The organism is Nonomuraea phyllanthi (assembly GCF_006334985.2).
Lineage (GTDB): Bacteria > Actinomycetota > Actinomycetes > Streptosporangiales > Streptosporangiaceae > Nonomuraea > Nonomuraea phyllanthi.
The window spans coordinates 35,081-48,421 of record NZ_VDLX02000006.1; the positions used below are offsets into that span (position 1 = coordinate 35,081).

Below are 13,341 nucleotides of genomic sequence, written 5' to 3' on the forward strand. Positions count from 1 at the left end.
GCGCCGGCGAGCTGGTCGAATGCCGGGCCGTGCTACTGGGTGAGGGCCACGGTCGGGGGGACGCGGGCGGCGCGCAGCGCCGGGTAGATGCCGGCCAGCGCCCCGATCACGATGGTGGCGCCCAGCCCGCCCCCCACCGCCCACAGCGGGACCACCGCCGGGAGCGCGTTGAGCTGCGCGTAGACGAACGTGGCCAGCGCCCCCAGCAGCACCCCGGCACCGCCGCCGAAGGCCGACAGCAGCAGCGCCTCGACCAGGAACTGGTTGCGCACCTGGGCCCTGGTCGCGCCGAACGACCGGCGCAGGCCGATCTCCCTGCGCCGCTCCAGCACGGCCACCACCATCGTGTTGGCCACCCCGACCCCGCCGACGAACAGCGCCACCGCGCCGAGCCCGAGCATGAGCCCGGTGAACGCGCCCGCCGCCGCGGCCTTGGCCTTGAGCGCGTCAGACGGCCGGCTCACCTTGGCCTCGTTCGGGCTCTCGGGGCTGACCGTGCGGGCCAGCATCGTCCGTACGCTCTCCACCGCCTCGTCGGCCGAGCGCTCGTAGACGGTCGTGGGGTGGCCGTCGTGGTCGAGGTACTCCTTGGCCGCGGGGAAGCCCACCAGCGCCGACCGCTCGATCTCCTCGGCCAGCGGCATCCTGTCCAGGACGCCGATGACGGTGAACCACCTGTCGCCGATGTAGACCTGGGCGTCGGCCCCGGTCATGCCGAGCCGTTCCGCGGCCACCGCGCCCAGCACGACCACGGGCTGGCGCTCGGTGGCGGCGTTCAGCCAGGTGCCCTGGCGGACCCGGCCGTCGAGGGTGGAGAGCAGGTCGAGGCTGGTGGCCTGGACGGTGATGCCCAGCGAGATGCCCTCGGGGATGAGGTCGTTGCGGCGGACCGTGGTGCCGGTCTCGGCGGTCTGGCTGGAGCTGGTGACGCCGTCGATGCGCTTGACCATCGCGGCGGCGTTCTCGGGCAGCTTGACCTGGTCGCCGAAGAGGCTGTCGCCGGGCGAGACCCTGAGCAGGTTGGTGCCCAGCTCGTCAAGCTGGCGCAGCAGCCGTTCCTGGCTGGAGGCGGAGATGCCGACCACCGTGACCATCGTGGCGATGCCGATCGCGATGCCGAGCGCGGCGAGGATCGCCCGCGCGGGCCTGGCGCGCAGGCCCGAGGTGCCGATCCTGGCCAGGTCCGTCGGCCGCAGCCGCGCCGGGCGCAGCGCCGTGCTCATGATGTTCTCGCCGTCATGAGACCTCGGATCTGACCAGGCCGTCGCGTACGCGGATGCGGCGCGGGCAGGCCATGGCCACCTCGGTGTCGTGCGTGATGATCGCGATGGTGATGCCCCGCGCGTTCAGCGTCCTGAACAGCGACAGCACCTCGGCCCCCGCCTCCGAGTCCAGGTTGCCGGTCGGTTCGTCGGCGAGCAGCAGCGGGGGCCGCCCGGCCACCGCGCGGGCCACCGCCACCCGCTGCATCTGGCCGCCGGACAGCTGGTTCGGCCGGTGCCCCAGCCGGTGCGACAGCCCGACGAGCTGGAGCGCCGCCTCGGCCCGCTCCCGGCGCTGCCGCCTGGACAGGCCGGTGTACAGCAGGCCGTCGGCGACGTTGTCGAGCGCCGACAGGGCGGGGGAGAGGTGGAACTGCTGGAAGACGAAGCCGATGTAGCGGGCGCGCAGCGCCGAGAGCTGGCTGTCGGACAGGGCGCTCACGTCGTGGCCGGCCACGCGTACGGTGCCCGAGGTGGGCCGGTCGAGGGTGCCCGCGATCTGCAGCAGCGTGGACTTGCCCGAGCCGGACGGGCCGACGATCGACACCATCTCGCCCTTGCGGATGGTCAGGTCCACGTTGCGCAGGGCGTGCACCCGCCCGTACGTCTTGCTGACCCCGCGGATCTCCAGCACGTTCACCGGCCCGACACCGTCACCTTCATGCCCTCGGCCAGCCCGGTGCCGGTCACCTCGACCCGGCCGTTGCCGAACGCGCCGGTCTTCACCGGCACCCGCCGGGCCCCGGACTGGTCGACGACCTCGACGCCGTAGCCGCCCTCGGGCAGCGCGAGCAGCGCCTCCACCGGCACGGTGAGCACGTCCTCGGCCCGCTGCCTGGTCAGCTCGACGGTCACCGGCGCCTCGTCCAGCGCGCCGAGCGACTTCGCGGTGACCTTGATCTCCACCTCGACGGTGGCCCCCTTCTCCTGGTTGCCGGAGCTCTTGGCCGGCTTGGCGACCTTCGCCACCCGGCTGATCTTGCCCTTCACGCTCTTGCCGCTGGCCAGCTTGACGGTGACCGTCCTGCCCTTCTTGGCGATGTCCTGCTTGTCGGCGTCCAGGTTGATGCGGACCAGGCGGTCGGTGCCGGTGATGTCCAGGATCGGGCGCAGCGCGCCTATCTGGTCGCCGACGTCCACCTTGGTCGCGCTGACGCGGACCTCCTCGGGCAGGAAGACGACGTCGGACGGGGTCACCTTCCCGGTCCGCTCCATGCCGTTCTTCTTCTGCCACCGCTTCACGGCGCGTTCCGTCGCGTCGGTGAAGCGGTTGTCCACCGTCACGCCGCGGGCGAAGCCGAGCGAGCGCAGGTTCCGCTCCAGCTGCTTGACGTCCGGCCCCTTCTTCACGCCGTCCTTCAGCGTCCGGTACGCGGGCAGCTTGCCGTACATGAGGATGCGGGGGCGGCGGTCCACGGCGTAGAGCCGCTTGCCGCGCTTGATGACCGAGCCCTCGGCGGGCAGGGCGGTGATCGTCCCGCCCGACGCGGCCTTGATCGTCCGGCCGTCGGCGTAGGTGAGCTTCCCGTCCACGCTCTCCTCGTCCACCAGGTCGCCGCGGGTGATCTCCTTCGTGGCCGCGCCGACCGGCCGCGCCGTCGGCGTGGGCGCGGGCTTCGCCTGGGGTCCGGTGTCGAAGAGCGCCGCCGAGGCGAACACCCCGCCCGCGGTGACCGCGCTGCCGACCACCACCGTGCCCAGGGCGGCCACGACTCCCTTCAGCGCGCCGTTCACTGGGTGCCTCCCTGGCCGGGCAGCTGCTTGACGCAGGTCTCCGCCGCCTTGCGCAGCTTGGGGTCGTTGGGGTCGAGGTTGGCGTTGACCTGCGGCGGGTCGGGCATGTCGATGCCCTGCTCACGCATGCACCTGGCGTACTGGATGAGCTGGTCGCGGGTCTTCGGGTCGTCCATCGGGTTGGGGATCTGCGAGACGTACTTCTCGCACGCCTTCAGCGCCTTCTGCATGGTGGCCTGGTCCCCGGTGTACTTCCACGTCTTCTCCTCGGGGGAGCCGGGGTCGGGCACGTCCACGCCGTTCGCGCGCAGGCACTGGGCGGTCTTCAGCAGCGCGTCCTGGGCGTCGACGCTGGCCGTCGGCGCCGGCTTGGGCTTGCCGTTCGCCGCCGCGGCGGCCTGCGGGGTGCCGGCGATGGCGACGGCGAGGGGGTGCCGCTCGTCCCGCTGCGCGCAGCCGCAGGCCAGCAGCGCCATGGCGGCCACGGCGACGATGACCCTTCTCATGACGTCCCCTCCCAGTCGAAGACGCGCCTGGTCACGAGGTTCGCGACGGCGGCGGTCACCAGCAGTCCCGCCACGGCGGGCCAGGTGTCCGACAGCCGCCCCTGGGAGGCGGCGAAGACGAAGTCGTTGAGCTGGGCCAGCGGGTTGACCGTGGTGATCTCGTACAGCCACGGCGCCACCCCCTCCCAGCCCTCGCGCGGCACGCCCGCCCCGCTGCAGAGGAACAGCATCGCGAAGCAGAGCGGCGCGGCGACCCTGGCCCCGGTCCGCGGCATCCGCATGCCGCCGAGCAGCAGCCCGGCGCTGATCGAGCAGTACGCCACCACCAGCAGCGCCCCCGCCAGATACAGCGGATGCCAGGAGCGCGGTGCCCCGTAGACGATGAAGGCGACGGCCGCGAACAGCACCGTGGACGCCGTCACCAGCACGACCGCCACGACGGCCTGCGCCGCGAGGTACGAGCCGTCCCGCATGGGGCTGCGCCGCAGCCGCCTGAGCATCCCGGTGGCCCGCGCCTCCGACAGCTGCAGCGTGAGCACCAGGATCCCAGCCGCGGCGGTGACCGTCCCCGCCATCTCCGGCAGCAGCCGGTCGATGACCCTGACCCCCGGCATCGCGCCGAACTCGATGGTCGGGAAGCGGAAGCCGACGACCAGCAGCAGCGTCAGCAGCACCGCGAACGGCAGGGCGAGCACGGCCAGCAGCACGACCGGCGTGCGCAGCGACAGCGTCAGGTGGGCGCGCACCAGCGTCCACAACGCCGTCCCGCCGCCCCGGGCGCCGCCCGGCCGCCGTCCCGTCAACGCGATCTCCGTCATGCCGATGCCTCCAACGCGGCCGGCTCGGTGACGCCCTCCAGGGCGGCCGGCTCAGGGACGGCCGACAGCGTGAGGTAGGCGTCCCTGAGCGTGGGCGGGCGGATCGACCAGACCCGGTCGCCGCTCATCGGCGACAGCTCCTGGATGGCGTTCTCCAGCGCCTCGCGCGATCCGTACAGGTATGTCGCCGCCCCGCAGGGCAGCACCCGTACGCCCTGGAGCCGGTCCACCCGCAGGTGCGGGGGCACACCCATCACGTACGTGGAGCCGAGCAGCCGTATCAGCCTGGACGGCGTGCCCTCGGCCAGGACGCGGCCCGCGCGCAGCAGCACCACCCGGTCGGCCAGCCGCTCGGCCTGCGCCAGGTCGGACAGCACGACGCACACCCCGCCGTACCCCGCGCGCAGCTCGCCGATGGCCTGCTCGATGCGGCCCCTGCTGCCCTCCCTGAGCCCGGCGGCCGGGTCGTCGAGCAGCACCAGCTCGGGGTTGCCCACCAGCGCCAGGCCCAGCATGGCGCGCCTGCGCTGGCCGTCGGTGAGACGGGCGAAGCGCCTGGACAGCAGCGGCTCCAGGTCGAGCAGGTCGACCATGCGGCGGGGCAGGCCGCGCGTCCCGTACAGGCGGGAGAACAGCCGCAGCGCCTCGCCCACCTTCATCCGTCCCGGCACGCTCTCGCCGCGCAGGGCGGCGGCCAGCCCCGGCGGGCGGCGGTCGCCGGGGCCGACTGTCACGCCGAGCATCTCGACGTGGCCGGCGTCCGGCTCGGCCGCGCCCACCAGGCACTCCATCAGCGTGGTGCCGCCGTTGCCCGGCGGGCCGACCACGCAGACGACCTCGCCGCGCTCGACGGTGAACGACACCTCCTCCAGGGACGGCGACCTGGACAGGTCGGTGACGCTGAGCAGGGAGGTCATGAGGCCGCTCCCGGGCCGAAACGGTCGGCGATCGTGGCGGCCACCTCCAGGTAGGTGTCCCTGGTCGCGGTGCGCAGCAGCTCCAGGTCGACCTCCGAGCCCTGCTCCAGGTGCGGGTCGAACGGCACCCCGAGCACCGCGCGGCAGCGCCTGGTGAAGTGCTCCTTCAGCTCGGCCACGTTGACGGCGTTCCTGCGCGGGCTCTTCACCGCCGACAGCACCACCACGGCGCTCGATGCCAGGCTCTGGTGCCCGTGGGCCTGCAGCCAGTCGAGGGTGGCCGACGCCGAGCGCGCGCCGTCCACGGTGACCGGGCTGACCAGGACGATCTGGTCGGCCATGTCCAGGATCGCGCTCATCGCCGAGTGCAGCATGCCGGTGCCGCAGTCGGTGATGGAGATCGAGTAGAACTGCTCCAGGATCTGCGCCACGGCGCGGTAGTCGTCGGCGTTGAACGCCTCCGAGATGGCCGGGTCCCGGTCGGATGCCAGCACCTCCAGCCGCGAGGGCGCCTGCGAGGTGTAGGAGCGCACGTCGGCGTAGCGCCAGATGCCGGCGCGGTCGTTCAGCAGGTCGCGTACGGTGGCCGGCGACTCCATCCGGACCTTCTCCGACAGCGTGCCGCGGTCCGGGTTGGCGTCGACCGCGATGACCCGGTCGCCCCGCTGGTGGGCGAGCGTGGCGCCCAGCCCCATGGTCGTGGTTGTCTTGCCCACGCCGCCCTTGAGGCTCATCACCGCGACCCTGAAGTGGCCGGCGGCGACCGGCTGCCTGACGCGCTCGATCAGCTCCTGGCGGTGGCGCTCGGCCTTGGAGTCGGTGGGGCGGATCAGGCCGCGGCTCAGCACGAAGACGGCCTTGCGCCAGCCGCCGGCGGGCGGGCGGCGGCGGGTGCGCAGCAGGCGGTCGGGGCGCAGGCTGTCCGAGGACGTGCCCGCCACCGGGACGTCCGCCGGCACCGGGGGCGGCAGGGACGGGGCGGGCGGCGGGGGCGCGGCGCCCTGTGGCGGCGGGAACACCGGGACTTCCGGCGCTCCGGGCGCTCCGGGGCCGGCGAGTCCGGCGAGTCCGGCGGCGGCGTCCCACCCCGCCGCCTCGGGGCCGCCCGTTCCCGGCGGCGGGCTCCACGTCTCGGACTCGCCCGTTCCCGATGGCGGGTTCCACGTCTGGGAGGCGCCTGTGCCTGCCGGCGGGTTCCACGTCTCGGGGTCACCCGTTCCCGGCTGGGGGTTCCAGTCCGTCGCCTGGGAGGCGTCCGGTCCCGACGGCGGGTCCCAGGCCGGTGGCCCGAGCGGGGGCGGGAAGCCGTTCAGCGGCCCGAGCGAGCCGAGCGACGCGATGGGCCCGGGAGGCGGTCCCACCGAGGGAGAAGGGTCCATACCAGGCTCCTCATGAGAACCGTTCGTGGCGAAATGACCGAGACGCCGGCCGGGCTCGTTCCCCGGGTCCTGCTGCCACCAGACGGGAGGCTCGGGAGGCGGCCGGTCCGTCCCCTTGGACAGGTTCGGCGGCGGGAAGCGGACGGTACGCGTACGATCCGGGTCCAGCTCGGGCTCCTCGCCGTTCACTTCCACGGTGATCTCGTCGTCGGTATGGCGCTGGGGCCGCTCGTCGCGCTCGCCGTACATATCAATCCGTTCGCCATCTGTGCGACTTGTCTGCGTGTGGTCGTCGAATCGGGTCACAGCCAGCCCTGCCTTCGCGCGGTGTGCACGGCTTCGTGGTGGCCGCGCGCGTCGAGCTTGCGCATCGCGCTGGAGACCAGCCCCCGCGCGATGGTCTCCGACACGTGGAGCTCGACCGCGATCCTCGTGATCGTGGCCCCGCCGCCGGCCAGGCGCAGCGCGTCGCGCTCGCGGTCGGTGAGGGGGCTGTCCGGCAGCGTCATCGAGGCGACCGCGAGCTCGGTGTCGAGGTAGCGGCCGCCGGCGGCCACCTTGCGGATGGCCGCGGCCAGCTCGTCGGCGGGGGCGTCCTTGCCGAGGAAGCCCCGGGCGCCCGCGGCCATCGCCCGCCGGAGGTATCCCGGCCGACCCAGGCTGGACAGGACGACGATCGCGCAGTGCCCGCCGATCCGTACCGCGGTGGCCAGGCCGTCGCCGCTGCGCGGCTCGGCGTCGATGACGGCCACGTCCGGCCGGAGCCTCCCGGCCGTCTCGACGATCTCGTCCCCATGGCCGACCTCGGCGATGACCTCGATGCCCTCCTCCAGGGAGAGCAGGGCGGCCAGCACCCGCCGGGTCTGCTGCTCGTCGACGGCGAGTAACACTCGGATCGGCGACTCTGTGGACATACCAGGAGTCTGACTTCGGGCAGTTTTAGCCGGTAGGCGCCTATGTCATCGGGCCGATGTGACATCTATCATGCGCGCCACTAAAAAGGATTTATCGCCCATTTCATGAGAAATCTCCAAATGATCTTATCGCAATCACCCGCTTTAAGGCGATCCGAAAGTCAGTTGCAAGTCGGAAGAGCCACACTTGCGGCAGCCATTGGGAAGTATGCCCGCGAATGATGACATAGCTGTCCGTGTGGGAGACGATCGGGGAGCGACAGAGGGGGCATCCGCTGTTGATGCACTTTGGGATCCTTGGGCAACCGACAATATGGAGACAGGGGAACGAGATCAGGCTGGCCACCCGCCGCTCGCGTGCGGTCCTGGCCCATCTGCTGCTGAGCCCCACCCGCTCGGCCTCGGTCGACAGTCTCATTGACGCCATATACGGTGACACCCCCGCAAAGAGCGCGCGAAACCAGGTCCACCGCGGTGTCGGCGAGCTCAGGCGCAGCGGCGTCACGATCGACGTGCACGACAACGTCTACCGGTTGGAAGCGGCCGAGGACGACATCGACGCCTTCATCTTCCTGCGCATGTACGACCAGGCGTGCCTGCTGGCCGACAAGCGCGAGCACGCCCAGGCCGCCAGGACCCTGGCCGCCGCGCTCAAGCTGTGGCGCGGTGCGGCACTGTCCGGCCTGGACAGCGAGGCGTTCGTCGCCGAGGCGGCCATCTGGAACGAGCGCCGGCTGGCCGCCGTGGAGGCCCGCGTCGACGCCGACCTGGCGCTCGGCCGGCACCGCGAGGTCATCGCGGAGCTGCAGCACCTGTCGGACCAGCACCCGCTCAAGGAGCGCTTCTGCGCCCAGCTCATGATCGCCCTCTACCGCTCGCAGCGGGGCAGCGAGGCGCTGCAGGCCTTCTCCGACCTGGAGCGGCGGCTGCGGGAGGAGCTCGGCACCGACCCCAGCCCCGCGCTGCGCGACCTGCGGCTGCAGATCCTGCGCCAGGACTCCGCGCTGGAGCCCGCGCACCTGGCCGTCGACGTGCCGAGGCAGCTGCCCGCCCGCCCCGGCCTGCTGGCCGGGCGCGACGGCGAGATGCGGCTGATCGTCGAAGGGCTGACCGAGCGGGCGAACCCGCCGCTCGTGGTGCTCACCGGCCCGGCCGGTGTCGGCAAGACCGAGCTGTGCCTGGAGGCGGCGCACCGCGTGGCCGGCCGCTTCTCCGACGGCCAGCTGTACGCCGACGACTTCGGCGACCCGGGCGAGGTGCTGGCGGGCTTCCTGGCCGCGCTCGGAGTGGCGGCCGAGGAGGTTCCCGAGGGCGCGGGGGCGCGCGCCGCCCTCCTGCGCAGCATCCTCGCCGTACGGCAGGTGCTGATCGTGCTGGACGGCGTGACCGACCCCGAGCAGGTGCGGCCGTTCCTGCCCGGGCACGGCGGCTCCGCCGTGCTCGTGACCGGCGCCTCGCCCCTGGCCCTGCCGCGCGACGCGCTCACCGTGACCGTCCCGCCCCTGGCGCCGCCGGCGGCCAGGACCATGCTGGCCGCGGGGGCGGGCCGGCAGCGGATGCAGGACGACCCCGCGGCGGCCAACCGGATCGTGCGGCTGTGCGCCGGGCTGCCGGTGGCCCTCGACATCGTGGCCGCCAAGCTGGCCGCCCGGCCGCACCTGACCCTCCAGCGCCTGGCCGAGCGCCTGTCCGACCCGGAGCGGATCCTCGGCGAGCTGCGGCACGGCGGCAAGAGCATCACCCGGACGCTGATGCGCGGATACCAGACGCTGCCGGCCGAGGCCCGCTCGCTCATCCGCAGGATCGGCTTCCTCGGCATCCCCGAGGTCACCGCCGCGACCGCCGCCGCGCTCGCCGACATCCCCGTGGACAGCGCCGAGGAACTGCTGGAGGAACTGGCCGAGACCCGCTTCGTCACCTCCCTGCCGGACGGGGAGCGCTACCACTGCCACGAGCTGCTGCTCGGCTTCGGCGGCGCCCGCGCCCGCGTCGAGGACGACGACCGGGACCTCAACGCGGCCGTCGGGCGCGTCTTCAGCGGCTGGCTGGCCCTGACCGACGCCGCCCACGCCTCCATGCGCGGCAAGGACCACTCCATCCCGCGCGGCACGGCCCCCCGCTACCGCCCGGCCGGGGCGCGGGCGTGGAACGGGGAGGGCGCGGCCTGGTTCGAGGCCAACCTCGACAACAACCTCGCCCTCGTACGCCGGGCCGTGGACTTCCCCGAGACCTGCTGGGAGCTGGCCATCGCGCCGCTCGCCCTCTACGAGGCGGGCGCCCGCTTCGACCTCTGGCTGGAGTCGCACCAGATCGCCCTGGCCGGCGTCCGCAAGGCGGGCAACCTGCGCGGCCAGGCCGTCCTGATGTACTCGCTGGGCTACCGCGCGCTGCTGGTCGGCGACTACCCCGGCGCGGCGTACCACCTGGAGGCGGCGCTGGCGATCTTCCGCCGCCTGAACGACGACCACGGCCGCGGGCTGACCCTGCGCCTGATCGGCGACCTCCAGCGGGTCAACCAGGCGCCGGCCACGGCGCGCGAGATCTACGAGGAGGCAGCGACGGCGTTACGGCTCAGCGGCGACGGGCTGGCCGAGGCCGACGCCCTGGTCGGGCTGGCGGCGGTGCTGCACGGCACCGGCGAGGCGGCGGCCGCGCAGGCGTGCCTGGACCGCGCGATCGCCCTGTGCCGCGACGCGGGCAGCCTGCGCAGCGAGGCCCGCATCCGCCGCGCGGTGGCCATGCACGCGGCCAGGGCCGGCACGCCGGAGAAGGCCTACCCGCAGCTGATCCAGGCGCTGGAGATCGCCGTCCACATCGGGGACCGGGTGGCGCAGTCGGACATCCTCCTCGACCTCGGGACCACCCGGATCCTGCTCGGGGACCCCATCGCGGCCTACGACGACCTGGCGACCGCCGAGGAGATCGCCCGCGCCTCGGGCATGGCGCGCACGGCCTCCCGGGCCAAGCTGGCCCGCGCCTTCATCAACGGCACCGGCCTGACCCCGCAGCCGACCTGAAAGGCCCGCTCAACAGCACCGGCCTGACCCCGCAGCTGACCTGAAAGGCCCGCTCAACAGCACCGGCCTGACCCGCAACGCACCTGACGGGCCCGCTCATCGGCTCCCTTCCGGTGGGCCCGAGGCGTGGCCGCCGTGGGCGGGGGCGTCCGTGCCCGCCCGGGCGCCGGTGCACAGCTGGGCGGTGAGCGTGGCGCACGCCCACTCCTCCCACCGGTCCGGAGACCAGCCGCGGTCCTGGACGAAGAGCAGGTACAGCTCCGGGCTGAGCAGGCCGAACAGCAGGTCAGCGGCCGTTCCGGCGGAGAGGCCGGGATATGCGTCGGGTTTCGCGACCAGCACCTCGGCCGCGGCGTGCTGCACGGTGTAGCGCGGGTCGGGGCCGGCGGGCCACTGCGCGGCGATCTGCGGATCGTTGGCCGCGGCGGCCGCGATCATCGGCATGATCGGGGCGACCCGGCCGAGGATCTCCCGGGTGCCGCGCACATGCGCGCGCAGCTGGCCGGCCGCGGTGGGCGCGGCGCAGGCGTCGCGGAACCATTCGCGGTCCATGGTGGCCACCGGCTCGGCGTCACCGGCGATGGACGTGTCGACGACGTCCTTGAACAGCGTGCGCTTGTTGCCGAAGACGAAGTAGACCGTCTGCACGGCCACGCCCGCGCGCTCGGCCACCTCCTGCAGGCTCGTCGCCCCGTAGCCCTGCGCGACGAACAGCTCCCGCGCCGCCTTGATGACCTTCTCGCGGGTGCGGCGTGAGCGCTCGGCCCGTTTGTCCGGCCGCTTGACGGTGTCCATGGTGGGAGTATATCTCTAGAGTCGAACACTAAAGTTCAACTCTAAAAAGGTGGGATCGTGGATCAGTCGAACACCGCCCGACGCCTGCACGCAGACCCGGCAGGCACCGAATCGACCCGAGCCGAATCAGCCCGTGCCGAAGGGCACCGCGACGAAGGGGCCCGCGCCGGACGAGACCGCGCCGGACGAGACCGCGCCGGACGAGACCGCGCCGAGCGGGGCCGCAGCGAGCGCGACCGCAGTGGGCGGGGCCGTAGCGAGCGGGAGCAGGAGGAGGCCGTGCGAAGGGAGCTGGAGGCGTACTACCACGCCGGCAAGCCGCCCTGGGACACCGGCGTGACGCCGCCCGAGCTGGTCGCGGTCGTGGAGGGGGAGGGCGCGCCGCCGCCCGGACGCGCCCTGGAGCTCGGGTGCGGCACCGGCACCAACGCCGTCTACCTGGCCCGGCACGGGTGGGAGGTGGTGGCCGTCGACCTGGTCGAGCGGGCGGTCGAGCAGGCCAGGGCCAAGGCCGCCGCGGCGGGGACGGCGGTACGGGTGCTGTGGGGCGACGCGACCCGGCTCGACGAGCTGGACGTGCCCGGCCGCTACGACCTGTTCTTCGACCTGAGCTGCTTCTGCGCCATCCCGCCGCACCGCCGCGACGCCTACGCCGCCGGGCTCACCCGCCGTGCCGCTCCCGGCGCGCGGCTGCTGATGTTCGGGTACGGCCCCGGGGCGTTCGACGATCTGATCTCCGGCGTCACCGCCGACGAGCTGAGCGCCAGGTTCGCCGGGTGGGAGCTGGCCGACGTCACGCCCGGCACGAACCCGGTGCCCACCTTCTGGTTCACACTGCGCCGCACCACCGGCTGATCACCGGCGGACCGGCAGCGGGCGCCGCCCGCACCGGCACGATGGCGGCCCTCAGGGGCAAGGCCGTGGGGTGAGGGCGGCGATGCCAGCGCGAGCAGTCCGGGGCGAGCCTGCGGCGGGTCGCGGACGGCAGCGCGAGGTGGCCGGACCGCGGGATCGTGGAGCCGCCGGGGTCAGCAGATCTCGCCGCGGAGGCCGGCGGCGTCGGCGACGGGCGGGCCGGCAAGCGGGCCGGCGGACGGGCCGGCTGGCGGGTGCGGCGGGGCCTGCTCGGTGAGGCCGAACAGCGCGATGCCGGCGGCGCGGGCGATCTCGCCGAGCTGGGCGGGGGACAGGCCGCCGATCAGGACGCGCTGCCCGTTCGTGTCGAGCACCTGCCCGCCGGCCCGGCTGACGGCGGCGCCGAGCGCGTACGGCTGGTCGGACAGGACGCTGACGGCCTGCGGCTGGAAGCGGTCGATGAAGGCGCCGGCCGAGCCGCTGCCCACCACCCTGCCGCGCGCGATCACCACGAGGTCGTCCACCAGGTCCTCCAGCGCGGCCAGCAGGCGGCTGGCGACGAAGACGGTGCGCCCCTCGTCGCGCAGGTGGCGCAGGAGGTCCTTGACGGAGGTCATGCTGTCGGGGTCGAGGCCGCTCGTGGGCTCGTCCAGGACGACGACCTCCGGATCGCCCGCCAGCGCGATGGCGAGCGCCAGCCGCCGCAGCATGCCGAGCGAGAACGACCCGGTGCGCCGCCCCGCCGCCTCGGCCAGGCCGACCCGGTCGAGTAACTCCTCGGCGTCCGTTCGGGTGCCGGCCAGGCGGGCGGCCCAGCGCACGCTGTCGACGGCCCGGCGGCCGGGGTGGGCGCAGTGGCCGTCCAGCACGGCGCCGACCTTGCGGGCGGGCACCGGCCACTCATGCAGCGGCCTGCCGTCGATGAGGGCCGAGCCCGAGGTGGGGTGGACGAGCTCGAGGAAGAGGCGGAGGGTCGTCGTCTTGCCCGCGCCGGCCGGCCCCAGGAAGCCGGTGATCGCCCCGGCCCGCACCGCGAAGCTCACGTTGTCCACCGCGGCGTGTGAGCCGAAGCGTTTCGTGAGGTTCTCCGCTCGCAGCATCGGCCCCATACTCAGTGCGCCCCACTTCCGCGGCCCAGCCGAGG

Annotated in this window: 12 protein-coding genes; 2 read left to right on the forward strand and 10 right to left on the reverse strand. The window is 73.5% G+C overall.

Annotated elements, in window-relative coordinates:
* Window positions 1-32: 32 nt before the first annotated feature.
* The 8 genes from FH608_RS17430 to FH608_RS17465 form a co-directional block, all read right to left on the reverse strand.
* Window positions 33-1,223: an ABC transporter permease gene (locus FH608_RS17430; RefSeq protein ID WP_139631586.1), complete on the reverse strand. Its 1,191-nt coding sequence runs from the start codon at window positions 1,221-1,223 to the stop codon at window positions 33-35.
* Between the two features lie 13 nt (window positions 1,224-1,236).
* Complete coding sequence (locus FH608_RS17435) at window positions 1,237-1,902, reverse strand: ABC transporter ATP-binding protein (protein ID WP_139631587.1); 666 nt, start codon at window positions 1,900-1,902, stop codon at window positions 1,237-1,239.
* Window positions 1,899-2,996, reverse strand: coding sequence for an efflux RND transporter periplasmic adaptor subunit (locus tag FH608_RS17440; RefSeq protein WP_139631588.1), 1,098 nt, complete (start codon window positions 2,994-2,996; stop codon window positions 1,899-1,901). Before FH608_RS17440 ends, FH608_RS17435 begins: the two co-directional genes overlap by 4 nt.
* The gene (locus tag FH608_RS17445) at window positions 2,993-3,502 is read right to left on the reverse strand and encodes a hypothetical protein (protein ID WP_139631589.1); all 510 of its coding nucleotides are present in this window, start codon (window positions 3,500-3,502) and stop codon (window positions 2,993-2,995) included. The genes FH608_RS17440 and FH608_RS17445 overlap by 4 nt, the downstream gene beginning before the upstream one ends.
* The gene (locus FH608_RS17450; RefSeq protein ID WP_139631590.1) at window positions 3,499-4,320 is read right to left on the reverse strand and encodes an ABC transporter permease; all 822 of its coding nucleotides are present in this window, start codon (window positions 4,318-4,320) and stop codon (window positions 3,499-3,501) included. Before FH608_RS17450 ends, FH608_RS17445 begins: the two co-directional genes overlap by 4 nt.
* Window positions 4,317-5,237: an ATP-binding cassette domain-containing protein gene (locus FH608_RS17455; protein WP_139631591.1), complete on the reverse strand. Its 921-nt coding sequence runs from the start codon at window positions 5,235-5,237 to the stop codon at window positions 4,317-4,319. The genes FH608_RS17450 and FH608_RS17455 overlap by 4 nt, the downstream gene beginning before the upstream one ends.
* The gene (locus FH608_RS17460) at window positions 5,234-6,616 is read right to left on the reverse strand and encodes a MinD/ParA family ATP-binding protein (RefSeq protein ID WP_226899634.1); all 1,383 of its coding nucleotides are present in this window, start codon (window positions 6,614-6,616) and stop codon (window positions 5,234-5,236) included. Before FH608_RS17460 ends, FH608_RS17455 begins: the two co-directional genes overlap by 4 nt.
* 302 nt (window positions 6,617-6,918) lie before the next feature.
* The gene (locus FH608_RS17465; protein WP_139631593.1) at window positions 6,919-7,530 is read right to left on the reverse strand and encodes a response regulator transcription factor; all 612 of its coding nucleotides are present in this window, start codon (window positions 7,528-7,530) and stop codon (window positions 6,919-6,921) included.
* A gap of 512 nt (window positions 7,531-8,042) precedes the next feature.
* On the opposite strand from FH608_RS17465, the gene FH608_RS17470 reads away from it, so the two are divergent.
* Complete coding sequence (locus FH608_RS17470) at window positions 8,043-10,547, forward strand: AfsR/SARP family transcriptional regulator (RefSeq protein WP_193318469.1); 2,505 nt, start codon at window positions 8,043-8,045, stop codon at window positions 10,545-10,547.
* Window positions 10,548-10,643: 96 nt separating this feature from the next.
* Here FH608_RS17470 and FH608_RS17475 read toward each other — a convergent pair whose 3' ends face one another.
* Window positions 10,644-11,342: a TetR/AcrR family transcriptional regulator gene (locus FH608_RS17475; RefSeq protein WP_139631595.1), complete on the reverse strand. Its 699-nt coding sequence runs from the start codon at window positions 11,340-11,342 to the stop codon at window positions 10,644-10,646.
* A 279-nt stretch (window positions 11,343-11,621) separates the two neighbouring features.
* On the opposite strand from FH608_RS17475, the gene FH608_RS17480 reads away from it, so the two are divergent.
* Window positions 11,622-12,197, forward strand: a complete 576-nt coding sequence (locus FH608_RS17480; RefSeq protein ID WP_139631596.1) for a class I SAM-dependent methyltransferase — start codon at window positions 11,622-11,624, stop codon at window positions 12,195-12,197.
* A 173-nt stretch (window positions 12,198-12,370) separates the two neighbouring features.
* Here FH608_RS17480 and FH608_RS17485 read toward each other — a convergent pair whose 3' ends face one another.
* Complete coding sequence (locus FH608_RS17485; RefSeq protein WP_193318470.1) at window positions 12,371-13,297, reverse strand: ABC transporter ATP-binding protein; 927 nt, start codon at window positions 13,295-13,297, stop codon at window positions 12,371-12,373.
* Window positions 13,298-13,341 lie beyond the last annotated feature (44 nt).